This is a genomic window from Ferrovibrio terrae, from assembly GCF_943371255.1.
Taxonomy (GTDB): Bacteria; Pseudomonadota; Alphaproteobacteria; order Ferrovibrionales; family Ferrovibrionaceae; genus Ferrovibrio; species Ferrovibrio terrae_B.
Map to the genome: position 1 here is coordinate 1 of NZ_CALRUC010000094.1, position 17,378 is coordinate 17,378.

Sequence of the window (17,378 nt, forward strand, 5' to 3'; positions counted from 1 at the left end):
GTGCGCTTCTGCCAGAAACCGCGCGGCACGGCGCGCAGCTTTGTCTGCCCCTATCACCAGTGGACCTACAAGCTGAATGGCGACCTCGCCGGTCTGCCCTTCCGCCAGGGCGTGAAAAAGGACGATGGCGAAGTGCAGGGCGGCATGCCGGCCGACTTCGACCTCAAGCAGCATGGCCTGACCAAGCTTAAGGTTGCCACCTATAACGGCCTGGTGTTTGCCACCTTCGATCATGATGCACCGGGTTTCGAGGATTATATCGGTCCCGATGTGATGCCCTGGCTCAACCGCATCTTCGACGGCCGCAAGCTCACCATTCTGGGCACCAACCGCCAGCGCATTCCGGGCAACTGGAAGCTGATGATGGAAAACATCAAGGATCCCTATCATCCGGGCCTGCTGCACACCTGGTTCGTCACCTTCGGCCTGTGGCGGGCCGACCAGCAGTCGCGCATGGTGATGGACAGCCATGGCCGCCATGCGGTGATGATTTCCCAGCGCAATGCCGGCGGCGAGGCCAAGGCGGTCACCGAGGGCGTTACCAGCTTCAAGAAAGACATGGCGCTCAACGATACGCGCCTGCTCGATGTGGTGCCGGAATACTGGTGGAAGGGGCCGACGGTGACCATGATCACCCTGTTCCCCAGCGTGATCATCCAGCAGCAGGTCAATTCGCTGTCCACCCGCCATATCGTGCCATCTGGACCGGACTCGTTCGATTTCGTCTGGACCCATTTCGGCTTCGAGGAAGACGACGAGGCGATGACGCGCCGGCGCCTGCGCCAGGCCAATCTGTTTGGCCCGGCCGGCTTCGTCTCGGCCGATGATGGCGAGGTGATCGAATTCTCGCAGGATGGCTTCCGCCAGAAAGGCGCCGATGGCGCCACCATCTGCGAGCTGGGCGGCAAGGATATCGCGCCGACCAATCACATGGTCACCGAAACCCTGATCCGCGGCATGTATGGCTACTGGCGCAAGGTGATGGAGCTATGACTACGACCACCGCGCGCAAGGGTGCTGTCGGCCTCGCCATTCTTGAGGCGCAGTATCATGTCGACCAGTTCAACGCCGCTTATGGCGATATCCTGGATCGCGGGGATTACGATGCCTGGGTCGGGCTGTTCACCGAGGATTGCCTCTACAAGGTGATCCCGCGCGAAAACTTTGATGCCGGCCTGCCGCTCGCCACCATGGCGCTGGAAAGCCAGGGGATGCTGAAAGACCGCGCCTATGGCATCACCAACACGCTGTTCCATGCGCCGTATTACCAGCGCCATGTGATCGGTGTGGCGCAGGTGCTGACCGATAACGGCATGGAGATCAAGGCCACCGCCAACTATGCGGTCTTCCGCACCAAGCCAGGCTCGACCACGGAAGTCTACAATGTCGGGCGCTATCTGGATGTCTTTCTGCGGACGCCGGGCGGGTTGAAGCTGAAGGAGCGCGTCTGCGTCTTCGACAGCGAACTGATCCTCAACTCCCTGATCTATCCGATCTGACGTAAAGGTACTTGCCGGGGCCGGCGAAACCGTATAATTGCCGGCCAATGGCCCCATCATGACGGGCCGCATCCGGGTCGGCGCGACACAACATGGAACGGCAACGCAAGCAGGGGAAGGTCCGCATGCCGCGGCGCTGGCGGATGCTGCGTTTCGCCGATCTGCTCGGCCGGCTTTTCCCCGCCCCTGAAAAACGCGACACTGTGCTGCTGGTGCGCACCTTCGGCATCGGCGATGCGCTGTTGTTCCGTGCCCTGCTCGAAGTCTACAAGGCCACCCTGGTGCCGGCCGGCATGCGCTGTGTCATCCTGGGCGCCACCGACTGGAAACCCATCGTCGCCGACTTCTTTGCCGGCGAGACCGTCATCCTGGTCGACCAGAAACGCTATGCCCGGCGCTTTTTCTATCGTCTGAGATTCAACATCATGCTGCGGCGCCTGGGTGTGGCGCGGGTGATCTGCCCGGTCTATCGCCGCAATCCGATCGTTGCCGATGCCATGGTGGCGGCGACGGACGCGCCGGAGCGCTGGGTAATGCAGCCCGAAGTGGCGCCGAAGATGCAGGCCATCGCTGATTATTTCCGCCCCGGCATGACCCGCGTGATCGATACGCAGAGCGGCAGCCAGCAGGGCGAGCGCCACGAACTGCAGCGCCAGCTCGATTTCATCGCCGCCCTGGCGCCGCAGGCGCAGGATGCATCGCCGCGCACCCGGCTGGACGACCTGCTGCCGGCGACGACGGAACGCAGCGACGACATCCTGATTAATCTGGGCGCCAGTTATGGCCCGCGCCGCTGGCCGCTGGCGCAGTGGCTGCAGGTGGCGGAGATACTGGCGGCCGATGGACATCATGTCGTGTTGGTCGGTGGGCCGGCCGAGAGTGACCTATTGCCGGCGACGGCCGCCTGGTATCTCGCCCTGTCGCGGGAGCAGCGCGGCAATATCGAGATTGCCATTGCCGACTGGAGCTTCGCGGAATTGATCCGCCGCACGCGCAGGGCGCGGCTGGTGCTGTCCTCCGATACCGGCCCGGCGCATCTGGCTGCGCTGCTCGGTGTCGGCGTCATCGTCGCGCTGGGCGGCGGCCATTTCGGTGAATTCTTCCCCTATCCGCAGCAGGCGGCCTGGTCGCATGTGCGTGTGCTGTGGCATCGGCGGGACTGCTATTTCTGCAGCTGGGACTGTCCGTATCTTTCGGCCGAGACGCACACCTATCCCTGCATCAGCGATATCACCGTTGATGAAATGGTTGCGGCGGCACGCGATGCCCTGCCGGGACCCGAACTCACACCACCAGTCCAGCTAGCCGGCTAGCCGCCGTCAGCAGCAGTGGCAGGAAGGTTTCGCGCATCTGCTTGGGCGTCGCGCGTTCGATGCGGATGCCGATATTCAGCGCCGCCACCAGGCGCCCGTCGAAGCGCCGCACCGGCACAGCCAGCGAGCGGAAGCCCAGTTCAGCCTCCTGGTCCGACAGCGCATACCCGTCTTTGGCAGCGCGGGCGATGATCGCGGCCAGTTCGTTTCTGTCGGTCACGGTCCTGGGCGTCAGGGCCTGCAGCTGCAGGCCGTCGATCGCGGTTGGATTGCCGGCCAGCAGCACGCGGCCCAGCGCCGAGCAGAAGGCTGGGACCCGGAAACCGATGCCCGGTGCCGTGGAGAGAAACCGTGGCGGCGAGCTGTGCGCCACCATGACGGCGAAGTCTCCGGCCAGCACGGCGGCCGAACAGGCTTCATCGGTCTCCTGGCAGAGCGCGTCGCAGACCGCCTGCAAAGCCGCCGCATTGCCGGCAGACCCAAGATAGGCGCCGGCGAAGCCCATCACCTGCGGCGTGAGGCGGAACAGCTTGCCGTCGCTCTCCAGGTATCCGAGCTGCTCCAGCGTGTAGAGCGCGCGGCGCGCGGTGGCGCGCGGCAGGTCGACCGCACGCGCCACATCGCTCAGCGTCATCTGCGGCCGGCTGCCGTCAAAGGCGGTCAGGATGCTCAGGCCCCGCGCCAGCGCTTCGAGAAAATCCGGGCTGCGGCCGCTCTGGGCGCGTTTTTCGGCATCGGTATCACGCAGGCGGGTCATGGTTTCTCGTTGCCGTACTCGGCCAATGGGTTTAAAATCGCACATATGTTCGCTAGTCGGACATTCTCGGACCTGTGGGAGGGTCCGTCAAGACGGAATGACGAGGGACCAGCCATGACCACGCACGATCAGAATATGCGCATGACCCGGGTCGGCCCGGGCCAGCCGGCCGGCAAGCTGCTGCGCCGCTACTGGCAGCCGGTTGCGCTGATCGAAGAACTCGACGATCTGCGTCCGGTCCGTCCGGTCAAGCTGATGGGCCAGGATTTCGTGCTGTTCCGCGACGAGCAGGGCCGCTACGGCATGCTGGATCGCGACTGCCCGCATCGCGGCGCCGACCTCGCCTTCGGCCGGCCGGAAGATGGCGGTCTGCGCTGTCCCTTCCATGGCTGGCTGTTCGATGTGAAGGGCAACTGCCTGCAGATGCCGGCCGAGCCTGAAGGCAGCAAGCTGTGCCAGCGCATCAAGCAGAAAAGCTATCCGGTGCAGCTGCGCAGCGGCATCCTGTTTGCCTATCTGGGCGAGGGTGAGCCACCGGCGTTTCCGGATCTCGACTGTTTTGTTGCGCCCGACAGCCATGTCTTTGCCTTCAAGGGCCATATGGCCTGCAACTGGCTGCAGGCGCTGGAAGTCGGCATCGATCCGGCGCATGCCTCTTTCCTGCACCGCTTCTTCGAGGACGAAGACCCCAACGCCAATTACGGCCGGCAATTCCGCGCCAATTCAGCCGATTCCGACATGCCGATGACCCAGGTGCTGCGCGAATTCGAACGGCCCAGCATCGAGGTCGAACGCACCGATTACGGCATGCGCCTGATCGCGCTGCGCGAGATCAGCGACAAGACCACGCATGTGCGCGTCACCAACCTGTTGTTCCCGCAGGCCTTCAATATTCCTTTGTCTGCCGAAATGACCATCACCCAGTGGCATATGCCGGTGGATGACGTGAACTGCTACTGGTTTGCCATTTTCACCAGCTTCTCCGGGCCGGTGAACAAGCAGCAGATGCGCGAGCAGCGGCTGCAGCTCTATACGCTGCCCGACTATATCCCGCGCCTGAACAAGTCGAATGACTACGGCTTCAACGCGATGGAACAGAAAACCCAGACCTATACCGGCATGGGCAACGACATCAACGTGCATGACCAGTGGGCAGTGGAAAGCCAGGGGCCGATCCAGGATCGCACCCGTGAGCATCTGGGCAGCACCGACAAGGCCATCATCAACTACCGCTCCATGCTGATGAAGGCGATCGACCAGGTAGAATCCGGCAACGAGCCGCCGCTGATGGTGCTGGATGAAACCGCCGCCCGCGCCATTCGCGGCCCGGTCACCATCGACGGCATTGCCCCCACCGCCACATGGCGGGCATACTGGCGCGAGGCCGATGCGCGCAAGCGCGCGGCTGCGCCGTGGCAGGCTCCAGCAGTCCTCGCGGCTGAATAAACACCAGACAGTTTTCGTTGCGGGGGATTTCAGTGGAGCGTTTCGTCGACCAGCACGGCCTGTGGACGCCGGAGCAGCACAAGGCTGCCAAAGCCGTGGAGAAGGAGGTCGCCGAGCGTGGCCTCGGTGTGATCCGCTTCTCGTTTTCCGACCAGCACGGCATCCTGCGCGGCAAGACGGTGGTGGCCGAGGAACTCGGCAGCGCCATGCACAGCGGCGTCGGCTTCACGACGACGCTGCTGGCGAAAGACACCTCGCATCGCACGGTGTTTCCGGTCTTCACCAAGGGCGGCGGTTTCGGCCTGCCCGAGATGCAGGGCGCCGCCGATGTGCTGATGGTGGCCGACCCGACAACCTTCAAAGTATTGCCCTGGGCGCCGCATACCGGCTGGCTGCTCTGCGATCTCTATTTCGCCGATGGCCGCCCGGTGCCGTTCTCGACGCGCCAGCTCTATCGCAATGCGCTGAAGACCATCAACGACGCGGGCTACGACTATGTCGCCGGCCTGGAAGTCGAATTCCATGTCTTCAAGCTGGAAGACGCCAAGCTGCGGCCCGAGGATGCCGGCCAGCCCGGCAATCCGCCGGAGGTGAGCCTGCTCACGCAGGGCTACAACTATCTCACCGAGCTGCGCTACGACCAGTATGATGAAATCTATGAAATCCTGCGCAAGGATATCCAGGCGCTTGGCCTGCCGTTGCGCTCGATGGAAGTCGAGTTCGGACCGAGCCAGGCGGAATTCACTTTCCGGCCCGGCACCAACATGGAGTCCGCCGACACCATGGTGCTGTTCCGCTCGGCCGCCAAGCAGATCGCGCGCCGCCATGGCCACCATGTCACCTTCATGTGCCGGCCCAAGCTGCCGAATATCTTCTCCTCGGGCTGGCACCTGCATCAGTCGCTGGTCGACCGCAAGACGCAGAAGAACGCCTTCATCCCCACGGAAGACGGCCAGCCGCTGTCACAGCTTGGCCGGCATTTCCTCGCCGGGCTGCTGGAGCATGCACCGGCCTCGGCGGCTTTCGCGGCCCCCACCATCAACGCCTACCGCCGCTACCGCCCGTATTCGCTGGCGCCGGACCGTGCCATCTGGGGCAAGGACAATCGCGGTGTGATGTGCCGCGTGCTGGGTGCCAAGGGCGATCCGGCCAGCCGCATCGAGAACCGCCTGGGCGAGCCCGCCGCCAATCCCTATCTCTACATGGCATCGCAGCTGCTGGCTGGTCTGGACGGCATGGCGAAAGCGAAAGAGCCGCCGCCGTCGGCCGATACGCCCTACGAGACGCCGGCACCGGCCTTGCCGCGGTCGCTGGAGGGCGCGCTCGCCGCGCTGAAAGACAATGCCTGCTATCGTGCCGGCTTCGGCGACACCTTCGTCGACTATTTCCTGCATATCAAACAGGCCGAGATCGCGCGTTTCCTGCTGGAAGTCAGCGACTGGGAACATCGCGAGTATTTCGAGCTGTTCTGATGCCGATGCTCAGCCTGTTTCCCACCCGCATCGAAGTCGCGCCGCTGAAAAAGCGCGGCCTGGACAGTTTCAACCGCGATCTCATCGATGTCTGCGAGTCACTCCGTCTGGCCGATACCACCGGGCAGCGCTGGAGCGCCAAGCACTATCCCGGCGGCTATACCTCCTATGGCAGCCATGACCAGATGCATCGCATTTCCACGACATTTGCAGCACTGGAAAAGGCGCTCGATCCGCAGGTGAAGGCTTATGCCCTGGCGCTGGGCTACGACCTGCGCGGCCGCAGGCTTTCGATGACCGACTGCTGGGTCAACATGATGGCCGGCGCGGTGACGCACAGCCTGCATCTGCATCCGCTCAGTTTCATCAGCGGGACTTACTATGTGCAGGTGCCGCGCGGCGCGGCGGCGATCAAGTTCGAGGATCCGCGGCTGGACCGCCTGATGGCAGCGCCACCCCGGCGCGATGACCTGCCGCCGCGCGAGCGGCTCCATTTCAGCGTGAAGCCGAAGGCCGGTCAGGTTGTGCTGTTCGAGAGCTGGCTGCGCCATGAAGTGCCGCCCAGTTTCACGGTGCAGGAGCGGATTTCGGTCAGCTTCAATTACGGCTGGACCGCGCGCCGATAAACCGCCGAACCAATCAGTACCAATGCGGACCAGGCCTTGACCCGGGCCCCGCCTGCGCCATCCTGATGCCGCATCCTTAACCAGCCCGAAGATCCCCGCTCATGTCCGCTCTGTTCGAACCGCTGCAGCTCCGTTCCGTGACGCTGCCCAACCGCATCGTGCTGTCGCCGATGTGCCAGTACAGTGCCATCGACGGCGTGCCGAACAACTGGCATCGCATCCATCTCGGCCGCTATGCGACGGCGGGCCTCGGGCTCATCATGGCGGAAGCCACCCATGTGAATGCCGGGGGGCGTATCACCCCGGGCTGCCTGGGCCTGTACAATGCCGTGCAGGAGGCCGCCTTCGGTGCGATTGCCGCCGATGTGAAGCAGTTCGGGCCGACGCCGTTTGCCATCCAGCTTGCCCATGCCGGCCGCAAGGCTTCGGCCGACCTGCCCTGGCGCGGCGGCCATTCACTGCAGGGCCCGCAGGCCTGGCTCACCGTGGCGCCGAGCGCCATTCCGCACGATACCGGCTGGCACATTCCGCAGGAGCTGGATGACGAGGGCCTCGACGAGGTCAAGCGCGACTTCGTCTCGGCGGCAGGGCGCGCCGACCGCGCCGGTGTCGATCTGATCGAGCTGCATGGCGCCCATGGCTATCTGTTCCATCAGTTCATTTCGCCGATCTCCAACCGGCGCACCGACCGCTATGGCGGCAATGCGGAAAACCGCATGCGTTTCCCGCTCGAGGTGTTCGAGGCGGTGCGCGCGGCCTGGCCGAAGCACAAGCCGCTCGGCATGCGCATCACCGGCAGCGACTGGGTGGCGGGCGAAGGGCTGGAGATCGCCGATGCGATCGCCTTTGCCGCCCGGCTGAAGGAGCTTGGCGCCGATTTCGTCGATGTCAGTTCCGGCGGTGTGTCGCCGAAACAGAAGATCAGCACTGGTCCCGGCTATCAGGTGCATTTCGCCGATGCCGTGAAGAAGGCCACCGGCATCGTCACCATGACGGTCGGCCTGATCACCGAGCCGCAGCAGGCCGAGGCGATTGTCAAAGAGGGCAAGGCCGATCTGGTGGCGATGGCGCGCGGCCTGCTCAACGATCCCTACTGGGCCTGGCGGGCGGCCGATGCGCTGCATGGCGAGGTGCATGTCGCCCCGCAATACCTGCGCGGGCGGGCACGCGGCGTCGATACGCCCCGCGAGGTCGTGCTGAAAGCGGTGCGCTGACGTAAGGGCCGTCACAGCAATCTTGTATCGCAGCAATCGCAGGCTTGCCGGGCGCACGCGTTCGGCCTATCCATCATTCCAGGCCGCCGGATGGTCCGGCGGCCACGTTCTCAGGGCGGGGTGAAAGTCCCCACCGGCGGTATGCGGCCAGAAAACCTCTGGCCGTGAGCCCGCGAGCGCCTCCCGGCTTTCATGCGGCCGGCAGGGTCCAGCAGATTCGGTGCGATGCCGAAGCCGACGGTTACAGTCCGGATGGAAGAGAGCGGTGAAGGACCATGCTGCTGGCATGCGACGCCTGTCGTGTGCCTGTCGCGTGTCGCCGGTACCGTGCGCCCTGATTCTGATGGCAGGAAAGGACGCCACCATGAATCAGCGCCTAGAACCTACTTTCTCCCCCGATTTCCGTGTCTCGGATATCAGTCTCGATGCGACTGGCAAGGATGCCAAGCGCGTCGCCTTCATCCAGGCCTGCTGGCATCGCGACATCGTCGATGAAGCCTGGGAGGCATTTCTCCCCGAAATGGCCAAGGCCGGATTACGGCAGGGCAGCATCGAGCGTTTCGAGCTGCCCGGCGTGTTCGAGATTCCGCTGCAGGCCAAGCTGCTGGCGAAAACCGGCCGCTATCATGCCATCGTCGCCGCCGGCTTTGTGGTGAATGGCGGCATCTATCGCCATGACTTCGTGTCGGCAGCGGTGATCGACGGTCTGATGCAGGTGCAGCTGGAAACGGAAGTGCCGGTGTTATCTTGCGTGCTGACACCGCATCATTTCCATGAGCATGACGAGCATCGCGCCTTCTTCCGCGACCATTTCAAGGTCAAGGGCCGCGAGGTGGCGCAGGCCTGTGCAGCGACCTTGCGCAACATCGGCGCGCTGCAGAAGGCGGCGGCTTAAACGGTTACTCTCAATCGTCATGCCACGGCTTGGCCGTGGCATCCACGTTTTACTTTTAAAAGGAACTCGTGGATGGCCGGGCCAAGCCCGGCCATGACGGCTGAGGTTTCAGCCGCGCTGGATGAACTTCGCGATGCGTTCCACCGCGCCATCCAGCTTGTCGGTGGTCTTGGCGAAGCAGAAGCGCACCACGCTGCGCACCTGGTCCTCGCTGTAAAACGCGCTGACTGGGATGGCGGCCACTTTCGCCTGTTCCACCAGTTTCAGGCAGAAGGCGGCATCGTCGATATCGTTGGCGATGGTGGAAAGATCGACATTGAGGAAATAGGTCGCCTGGCTCGGCAGCACGGTGAGGCCGGCTTCAGTCAGGCCCCTGGCAAAGCGGTCGCGCGCGGTCTGCAGATCCTGGCGCATGCCGGTGAAATAGTCGTCGCTCTTCTCCAGGCCATAGGCCACGGCGGCCTGCAGGTTCGGCGGCGTGGTGAAGGTGACATACTGATGCGCCTTGGCCAGCACCTTCATGATCGCCGGTGCGGCGCAGACGAAACCGACCTTCCAGCCGGTCAGCGAGAAGATCTTGCCGGCCGAGCCGATCTTGATGCAGCGCTCGCGTAAGTTCGGCAGCGATATCAGCGGCGTGTGCGACAGGCCGTCGAACAGCACATGCTCCCACACCTCGTCGCAGATCGCGATGGCATCGTATTTCACCAGATAGCGGCCAAGCAGCTCGAGATCCTCGCGCGGAAACACGCTGGCGGTGGGATTGAGCGGATTGTTGAAGATCACTGCCTTGGTCTTCGGCGAGAAGGCGGCCTGCAGCGCGGCCTCGTCGATGCGCCAGTGCGGCGGGCGCAGGGTGACGAATTTCGGTACGCCGCCGGCGCGCTTCACCAGCGGCAGATAGGCATCATACATCGGCTGGAACAGCACGACCTCGTCGCCCGGCTCGATCAGCGCCAGCAGGCTGTCGGCCAGCGCCTCGGTAGCGCCCGAGGTGATCATCACCTCGCTCTGCCAGTCGAGGCCGAGATTGTGGAAGCGCTTGTAATGCTCGGCCACCGCCTGGCGCAGCTCGGGCAGGCCCATCATCGGCGGATACTGGTTCCAGCCCGACAGCACGGCCTGCGCCGCCTTGGCGCGCACATCTTCCGGGCCGGGATCGTCGGGGAAGCCCTGGCCCAGGTTGATCGCATCATGCTGGCCGGCGAGCCGCGACATGGTCTCGAAGATGGTGGTGGGCGCGTCGGCGAAGATCGGGTTCATGGTCGATAATCCAGCAAAGGGCCGTGGAAAAAGGCGCGGAAAATGCGGTCGCTGACTTAGCATGCCGGCCGATGCCGCAACAGCCCCGGCCGGTTAAGAGGGCGGCTTAAAGCCGGCCATCGGCCGCGGCGCGGCGGAAGGTTTCAGCCAGGAAATCGACAAACACGCGCAGGCGCGGCGACAGCTGGCGATGGGCCGGATACACCGCCTGCACCGGCATCGGCGCCAGCCGCCAGGGGTTGAGGATTTCCACCAGCCGGCCGGCCCGGATGTCGTCGAGCACGTGATAGCGCGGCACCTGCACGATGCCCAGCCCGGCGCGGCAGGCCGCGGCATAGGCATCGGCATCATTCACCGCGACAGTGCTGGGCAGCATGTAGACGCGGTTCTCGCCGTCGATGGTGAAATCCAGCGATTCATGCCGCCCGCTGGCCAGCGAGATGTAGTTCACCGCGCGATGGCCGGTGTGCAGCTCGTCCGGATGCTGTGGCGTGCCATGGCGGGCGAGATACCCGGCGCTGGCCACCGTCACCTGCACCAGGTCGGTCATGCGCCGCGCCACCATGCTGGAATCCGGCAGCGGCCCGCTGCGCAGGCCGCAATCGACGCCTTCGCGGATCAGGTCGACCGGACGGTCGCCGAAGCCGAGTTCCAGCCGGATCTCGGGATAGCGGGCGAAGAAATCCGGCAGGGCGGGGATGATGAAATGCCGCGAGATCGTACCCTGCAGATGCGCGCGCAGCACCCCGCGCGGGCTGGCGGCCGACTGGCTGAACACCGCTTCGGTCTCGTCCAGGTCGGCCAGCAGCCGGGTACAGCGCTGGTAATAGGCCTCGCCATCCAGCGTGGTGCGCACGCTGCGGGTGGTGCGCTCCAGCAGCCGGGCATTCAGCTTGGCTTCCAGCTGCTTGATCGCATGGGTGACGGTGGCGCGCGGCAGCTGCTGGTCGTCGGCGGCAGCGGTGAAGCTGCCGAGTTCGACGATCCGGGTGAACAGCCGCATGGCCTGAAAGCGGTCCATGGCTATTGTTTATATAAATTGAATAATAAAGGCAATAATACAGTATTTATTCCATTTAGGCGCAAGCGCATATCCAGGGCATCCACCCCTTTCCAGGAGCCCTCCCATGACTACCCCCTCTCAAAAGGTCGCTATCGTCACCGGCGGATCGCGCGGCATCGGCGCCGCAATCAGCCAGGCGCTGGCAGCCGCCGGCCATGCCGTGGTGATCAACTATGCCAGCCGGGCCGATGAGGCCGAACAGATGGTGCTGCAGATCGCCGGTGCCGGTGGCCGGGCGATTGCCGTGCAGGGCGATGTGGCCGATGCCGCCGCGATGACGGCGCTGTTCGATACGGCCGTGCAGACCTTTGGCGGCGTCGATGTGCTGGTCGCCAATGCGGGTGTGCTGGACTCTCGCCTGCCGAAAATCGCCGACATGGCCGAGGCCGATTTCGACCGCACCTTTGCCGTCAATGTGAAAGGCGTGTTCAACCTGATGCAGCTGGCGGCCAGCCGGCTGCGCGATGGCGGCCGCATCGTCACGCTGTCCTCCAGCGTGCTGGCGATGAACCTGCCGGGCTACGGTGTCTATGCCGCCAGCAAGGCCGCCGTCGAAACGCTGTCGCGCTTCCTGGCCCATGAGTTGCGCGGCCGGCAGATCACGGTGAACACGGTGGCGCCGGGCCCGGTGGCGACCGAACTGTTCTTCGCCGGCAAGAGCGCAGAGCGTGTGGCGCAGCTGGCGAAAATTCCGCCGCTGGAGCGGCTGGGCCAGCCGGATGACATCGCCCAAGTGGTGGCATTTCTCGCCAGTCCGGCCGGCGGCTGGATCAACGGCCAGCTGCTGCGCGCCAATGGTGGCGCAGTCTAGGCGGTTCTGCGCAGGTGGCGCCGGCGCAGCAGCGCCAGCACCACCGCGATGCCGAGCGAACCGGCGATGCCCAGTGCAAAAGCCGGCCAGGTGCCGATATGGGGAGTCAGCTGCGCCAGGCTGAAGAAGAATGGCATATGGCTGACCAGGCCGATTTCAGTGGCGCGCAAGGCGGCGCGGATGCCGGCGGTTTCCAGCCGGCGCGGGATGAACCAGCAGACGGTCAGCAGCGCCACCGGGAAGGAAGCAAAGATGCCGGCCACCGTGGGGCCGAGCAGATGCGCCAGCCCGCTGACGGCGGCTACCAGCAATCCGGCAGCAAGGCCGCGCAGCAGGATTTCAAACCAGGGCGAACGGCCGCGCGCCGCCGGTGCTGTCATTGCCACCTGCCGTCCGCTTGCCCAGGCGATCAGGCCGGTCACGGCGACGATGCCGGCCGAGATCCACAAGGCGCTCGGCAGGCTGCGGATCACCAGCCCGGTGGCGAACCAGGCGCAGAGGCCGCCCAGCAGGGCCAGCGGCATCGGCACGCGGCCGACCAGGGCAATCACGCTGACCAGGAACAGCAGCACGGCGCCGAGGGTGGCCAGACTGCCCAGCGCGGCCTGTGCCACGAAGGCGGTGTCCTGATGCAGGATGATGAACAGATAGGCCGGCGCGGTGACGATCGGCAGCGCCAGCACGATACCGCCGATGAAAGGCGAGGCGCGTTCCATCAGGACGACCACGCCGCTGACGAAAGCGGCGGTGACCAGACCGCGGAGGGCGATGGCCAGCAGGGCGAAATCGATCTCGGGCATTGTCTAACGCGGCCCGGTATCGTCCGGCCCGCGGGGTGGCGTGCCCTGGCTGAGCCGCTGGGTCGGCGCCACCAGCTGATGCCCGCTGACCTCGGCGCCGGCATCACCGGGCAGGCGCCAGAAGATGATCGCCGACAGGGCGGCGGTGATGCCCACGGTGAAGAAGGCCGGCATGAAACTGTCGGCCTGGATCTGCTCGACGCCGCCGCCCAGGCTCACCGTGGCATGCAGCACCATGGCGCCGACGGCAACACCGGCCGACAGCGACAATTGCTGCATCATCGAAGTGAAGCTGGTGGCGCGGCTCATGCGCTCGTTGGCGATGTCGGCAATCGTCAGCGTGTTGGTGCTGGTGAACTGCAGCGAGCGGAAAAACCCGCCGAGCAGCAGCAGGCCCAGCATCACCGCATGCGGCGTATCGGGCCGGAACAGGCCGCAGACGGCGATGAAGCCGCCGCAGAGCAGGCCGTTGCCGATCAGCACGCGGCGGAAACCGAAGCGGCGCAGGATCGGTCCGGCCGCCATCTTCATGGTCAGTGCGCCGGCCGCCGAGACGAAGGTGATCATGCCCGATTCAAAGGCCGAGAGGCCGAAGCCGAGCTGCAGCATCAGCGGCAGCAGAAACGGGAGCGCGCCGACGCCGATGCGGAACAGGAAGGCGCCGGCCATGCCGGCGCGGAAGGTCGGCACCTTCAGCAATGACAGGTCGATCAGCGGATGCGGATGGCGGCGCGCATGGCGCAGATACAGGCCGATGCCGATGGCGCCGACGATCAGCAGGCCGGCGACGGCTGCATCCGGCAGCAGGCCGCGGCCGATGGTCTCGAAACCGAAAACCAGGCCGCAGAGCCCGAAGGCCGACATCAGGAAGCCGCGCCAGTCGAGCGGCTTCACATTCTGCTCGCGGATGTTGGGAATGTAGAGCGTGACCAGGATGACGCCGAGCACGCCGATCGGCAGGTTGATCCAGAAGATCCAGCGCCAGGACAGATAGGTGGTGAGGAAGCCACCCAGGGGCGGCCCGATCACCGGCCCGATCAGCGCCGGCACTGTCAGCCAGGTCACCGCGCGCACCAGTTCGGATTTCGGAATCGAGCGCAGCATCACCATGCGGCCGACCGGCACCATCATGGCACCACCCAGGCCCTGCAGCACGCGGGCACCCACCAGGGTCCAGAAACTGTCGGCCAGGCCGCAGAGCAGGGAACCGATGCTGAAAACGATGATGGCAGCGCGGAACACGGTGCGGGCGCCGAAACGGTCGGCCACCCAGCCGCTGACCGGGATGAACACCGCCAGGCTGAACAGATAAGAGGTGATCGCGAGATTGAGCTTGAGCGGGCTCTCGCCCAGCGAGGCGGCGATGCTGGGCAATGCGGTGGCCAGCACGCTGGAGTCGAGATTCTCCATGAACAGCGCGCAGGCAACAATCAACGGAATCAGCATGGGGGAGGGCGGCCGGGACAGGGGAAGAACTCTGCAGCGAGCAGTCTAGCAGGCCGCCAGTATCGCCAGCATTGCCAAGGCTGCAAGCCTCGCATGATTGACAGACAAGGCAGATACGGCGCATCGCCCCGGCAAGGCGACACACATGCGGCAATTCGCGCCTGCAGCATGGCATTGACCGCAACGCCATCCCACAGTTTTCTTTGGCCGGACCGGCAAACCGCTCTAGATTGCCCGTTCGGAGGATACGCCGATGCAAGCCCTGCTCGACCCCGTCTTTCTGGCCCGGTTGCAGTTCGCCTTCACGGTTTCGTTCCATATCATCTTTCCGGCCTTCACCATCGGCCTCGCGAGCTATCTTGCCGTGCTGGAGGCGCTGTGGCTGGCGACCGGCCGCGCCGTCTACATGCAGGTTTTCAAATTCTGGGTGAAGATCTTTGCCGTCACCTTCGGCATGGGCGTCGTGTCGGGCATCGTGATGAGCTACCAGTTCGGCACCAACTGGGCGGTGTTTTCCGACAAGGCCGGGCCGGTGATCGGCCCGCTGATGGGTTACGAGGTGATGTCGGCCTTTTTCCTCGAGGCCGGCTTCCTCGGTGTCATGCTGTTCGGCATGAAGCGTGTCGGCAAGGGCCTGCATTTCTTCGCCACCGCCATGGTCGCCTTCGGCACTTTCCTCTCGGCCTTCTGGATTCTGGCGGTGAACAGCTGGATGCAGACCCCCGCCGGCTATGCCATCGCGCCGAACGGCCAGTTCGTGCCGGAAGACTGGATCGCGGTGATCTTCAATCCCTCCTTCCCCTACCGGCTGGTGCATATGGTGCTGGCGGCCTATCTCACCACGGCTTTCGTGGTTGGCGCCGTCGGCGCCTGGCATCTGCTGAAAGACAAGACCAATGCACCGGCGCGCGTGATGTTCTCGATGGCGATGTGGATGGCGGCCATCGTGGCGCCCATTCAGATTTTTGCGGGAGACCTCCACGGGCTGAACACGCTGCAGCACCAGCCGGCCAAGGTCGCCGCCATGGAAGGTCACTATGAGGCCAGCATCAAGGGCGCGCCGCTCTATCTGTTCGGCCTGCCCGACAATGCGGCCGGCGAGACGAAATACGCCATCGCGATTCCAAAACTCGGCAGCCTGATCCTGACTCATGACTGGGAGGGCGAGCTGAAGGGCCTGAAGGCCTTCCCGCGCGAGGACTGGCCGCCGACGCCGGTGGTGTTCTGGAGCTTCCGCATCATGGTGGGGCTCGGCATGCTGATGGCGGCGCTCGGCCTGGTCAGCCTTGTCATGCGCATCGGTGGCCGCATCTATTCCAGCGGCCTGTTGCATCGGGCTGCCTTGCTGATGGGACCGAGCGGCTTTGTCGCCGTTCTGGCCGGCTGGGTCACCACCGAAGTCGGCCGCCAGCCCTACACGATCTATGGCCTGCTGCGCACGGTCGATTCCGTGTCGCCGATCGGCCTGCCCGGTGTCTCGGCCTCGCTGATCGCCTTCATCATCGTCTATTTCATCGTCTTCGGCGCCGGCGTGTTCTACCTGCTGCGCCTGATGGGCAAGGTGCCGGGCGCCGCACCGGATGAGCCGGTGGCCGATGCGCCCCTGCGCAGTGCCGGCATCGTACCGGGACCGGCCATGCAGCATGGAGACAGGCCATGACACTCGATCTTCCGTTCATCTGGGCCGGGCTGATCGCATTTGCCGTGCTGGCCTATGTGGTGCTGGATGGCTTCGATCTCGGTATCGGCATGCTGTTCCCGCTGTTCAAAAAAGAACGCGAGCGCGACGTGCTGATGAATTCGGTGGCGCCGGTCTGGGATGGCAACGAGACCTGGCTGGTGCTGGGCGGCGGCGGTCTGCTGGCGGCCTTCCCGCTGGCTTACGCCGTGATCCTGCCGGCGCTCTACGCGCCGCTCACCGTGATGCTGCTCGGCCTGATCTTCCGCGGCGTGGCGTTCGAATTCCGCTGGCGCACGGTGCGCTGGAAACCGGTCTGGGACTGGAGCTTCGCGCTCGGTTCGCTGGCCGCCAGTTTCACGCAGGGCATCGCGCTCGGCGGCCTGATCCAGGGCATCAAGGTGGCCGACCGCGCCTATGCCGGCGGCTGGTGGGACTGGCTCACGCCCTTCAGCATCCTCACCGGCATTGCCGTGGTGGTGGGCTATACCCTGCTCGGCGCCTGCTGGCTGGTGATCAAGACCGAAGGCGATATCCAGAACCGCTGCTACGATCTCGGCCGCAAGCTCAGCATCGCGCTGGTGGTGCTGATCGGCCTGGTCAGCCTGTGGACGCCCTTCCTCGGCGAGCAGTTCCTGTCGCGCTGGTTCACCTGGCCCAATATCGCGCTCACCGCGCCGATGCCGATCCTGGTGCTGGTCGCGGCCGGTGCGCTGTGGCGCGGCCTGCATGACTACAGCCGGCCGGCGCAGCCCTTCCTCTCGGCGCTCGCGTTATTCGTGCTGTCTTATGTCGGGCTCGGCATCAGCTTCTGGCCGCTGATGGTGCCTCCATCGATCACCTTCTACGACGCGGCGGCGCCCGATGCCTCGCTCGGCTTCCTGCTGGTCGGCGCGGCCATCCTGCTGCCGGTCATTCTCGCCTATACCGCCTATGCCTATTACGTCTTCCGCGGCAAGGTCGATCCCAATGCCCATTACCACTGAGCAAAGGCCGGTCTGGCAAAGGCTGCTGTGGTTCGTTGCCCTATGGGCGGGCGGGGTGCTGACCGTCGCCGCCATCGGCTACGCGATCAAGCTGGCGCTCCGGAACTGA

General features: G+C 64.8%; 16 protein-coding genes and 1 riboswitch. Of the genes, 11 read left to right on the forward strand and 5 right to left on the reverse strand.

The genetic code is table 11. From position 1 onward, the window contains the following. The 3 genes from AAG799_RS17180 to AAG799_RS17190 all read left to right on the forward strand — a co-directional run. A partial coding sequence (locus AAG799_RS17180; RefSeq protein WP_341897898.1) for an aromatic ring-hydroxylating dioxygenase subunit alpha occupies nucleotides 1–993 on the forward strand: 993 nt, incomplete at its 5' end. Continuing rightward, entirely contained in the window at nucleotides 990–1,499 is a 510-nt protein-coding gene (locus tag AAG799_RS17185; protein WP_341897899.1) for an aromatic-ring-hydroxylating dioxygenase subunit beta, read from the forward strand. The genes AAG799_RS17180 and AAG799_RS17185, both read left to right, overlap by 4 nt. Nucleotides 1,500–1,624: 125 nt before the next feature. Further along, nucleotides 1,625–2,812: a glycosyltransferase family 9 protein gene (locus AAG799_RS17190; RefSeq protein WP_341897900.1), complete on the forward strand. Its 1,188-nt coding sequence runs from the start codon at nucleotides 1,625–1,627 to the stop codon at nucleotides 2,810–2,812. On the opposite strand, the gene AAG799_RS17195 is transcribed toward AAG799_RS17190, so the two are convergent. Next, nucleotides 2,784–3,569, reverse strand: coding sequence for an IclR family transcriptional regulator C-terminal domain-containing protein (locus AAG799_RS17195; protein ID WP_341897901.1), 786 nt, complete (start codon nucleotides 3,567–3,569; stop codon nucleotides 2,784–2,786). The genes AAG799_RS17190 and AAG799_RS17195 overlap by 29 nt on opposite strands. 114 nt (nucleotides 3,570–3,683) lie before the next feature. On the opposite strand from AAG799_RS17195, the gene AAG799_RS17200 reads away from it, so the two are divergent. The 5 genes from AAG799_RS17200 to AAG799_RS17220 all read left to right on the forward strand — a co-directional run bounded on the left by AAG799_RS17200 (nucleotide 3,684) and on the right by AAG799_RS17220 (nucleotide 9,222). Next, nucleotides 3,684–5,015, forward strand: a complete 1,332-nt coding sequence (locus tag AAG799_RS17200; protein WP_341897902.1) for an aromatic ring-hydroxylating dioxygenase subunit alpha — start codon at nucleotides 3,684–3,686, stop codon at nucleotides 5,013–5,015. Between the two features lie 32 nt (nucleotides 5,016–5,047). Next, entirely contained in the window at nucleotides 5,048–6,487 is a 1,440-nt protein-coding gene (locus tag AAG799_RS17205) for a glutamine synthetase family protein (protein ID WP_341897903.1), read from the forward strand. Beyond that, nucleotides 6,487–7,113, forward strand: coding sequence for a TIGR02466 family protein (locus tag AAG799_RS17210; protein ID WP_341897904.1), 627 nt, complete (start codon nucleotides 6,487–6,489; stop codon nucleotides 7,111–7,113). Before AAG799_RS17205 ends, AAG799_RS17210 begins: the two co-directional genes overlap by 1 nt. Before the next feature lie 101 nt (nucleotides 7,114–7,214). Further along, a complete protein-coding gene (locus AAG799_RS17215; protein WP_341897905.1) occupies nucleotides 7,215–8,327 on the forward strand; it encodes an NADH:flavin oxidoreductase/NADH oxidase in 1,113 nt (370 codons plus the stop codon). Nucleotides 8,328–8,429: 102 nt separating this feature from the next. Continuing rightward, nucleotides 8,430–8,595, forward strand: a riboswitch (FMN riboswitch). A 96-nt stretch (nucleotides 8,596–8,691) separates the two neighbouring features. Further along, a complete protein-coding gene (locus AAG799_RS17220) occupies nucleotides 8,692–9,222 on the forward strand; it encodes a 6,7-dimethyl-8-ribityllumazine synthase (protein ID WP_341897906.1) in 531 nt (176 codons plus the stop codon). 108 nt (nucleotides 9,223–9,330) lie between these two features. Here the strand turns inward: AAG799_RS17220 and AAG799_RS17225 are convergent, their stop codons facing one another. Further along, nucleotides 9,331–10,485 (reverse strand): aminotransferase, encoded by a 1,155-nt coding sequence (locus AAG799_RS17225; protein WP_341897907.1) that lies wholly within the window; start codon nucleotides 10,483–10,485, stop codon nucleotides 9,331–9,333. 106 nt (nucleotides 10,486–10,591) lie between these two features. Continuing rightward, nucleotides 10,592–11,506, reverse strand: coding sequence for a LysR family transcriptional regulator (locus tag AAG799_RS17230; protein WP_341897908.1), 915 nt, complete (start codon nucleotides 11,504–11,506; stop codon nucleotides 10,592–10,594). 106 nt (nucleotides 11,507–11,612) lie between these two features. Between AAG799_RS17230 and AAG799_RS17235 the strand changes: the two genes are divergently transcribed. Beyond that, nucleotides 11,613–12,359, forward strand: coding sequence for an SDR family oxidoreductase (locus AAG799_RS17235; RefSeq protein ID WP_341897909.1), 747 nt, complete (start codon nucleotides 11,613–11,615; stop codon nucleotides 12,357–12,359). Here the strand turns inward: AAG799_RS17235 and AAG799_RS17240 are convergent. Then, on the reverse strand, nucleotides 12,356–13,159 hold the full coding sequence (locus tag AAG799_RS17240; RefSeq protein WP_341897910.1) for a hypothetical protein: 804 nt from the start codon (nucleotides 13,157–13,159) through the stop codon (nucleotides 12,356–12,358). The two genes, AAG799_RS17235 and AAG799_RS17240, sit on opposite strands and share 4 nt — an antisense overlap. Nucleotides 13,160–13,162: 3 nt before the next feature. Beyond that, the gene (locus AAG799_RS17245) at nucleotides 13,163–14,605 is read right to left on the reverse strand and encodes a DHA2 family efflux MFS transporter permease subunit (RefSeq protein ID WP_341897911.1); all 1,443 of its coding nucleotides are present in this window, start codon (nucleotides 14,603–14,605) and stop codon (nucleotides 13,163–13,165) included. 253 nt (nucleotides 14,606–14,858) lie between these two features. Here AAG799_RS17245 and AAG799_RS17250 point away from each other — a divergent pair, with 253 nt between their 5' ends. Both AAG799_RS17250 and cydB read left to right on the forward strand, forming a co-directional pair. Beyond that, nucleotides 14,859–16,265 (forward strand): cytochrome ubiquinol oxidase subunit I, encoded by a 1,407-nt coding sequence (locus tag AAG799_RS17250; protein WP_341897912.1) that lies wholly within the window; start codon nucleotides 14,859–14,861, stop codon nucleotides 16,263–16,265. Beyond that, nucleotides 16,262–17,269 (forward strand): cytochrome d ubiquinol oxidase subunit II, encoded by a 1,008-nt coding sequence (gene cydB / locus AAG799_RS17255; protein WP_341897913.1) that lies wholly within the window; start codon nucleotides 16,262–16,264, stop codon nucleotides 17,267–17,269. Before AAG799_RS17250 ends, cydB begins: the two co-directional genes overlap by 4 nt. The last annotated feature ends 109 nt before the right edge of the window (nucleotides 17,270–17,378 follow it).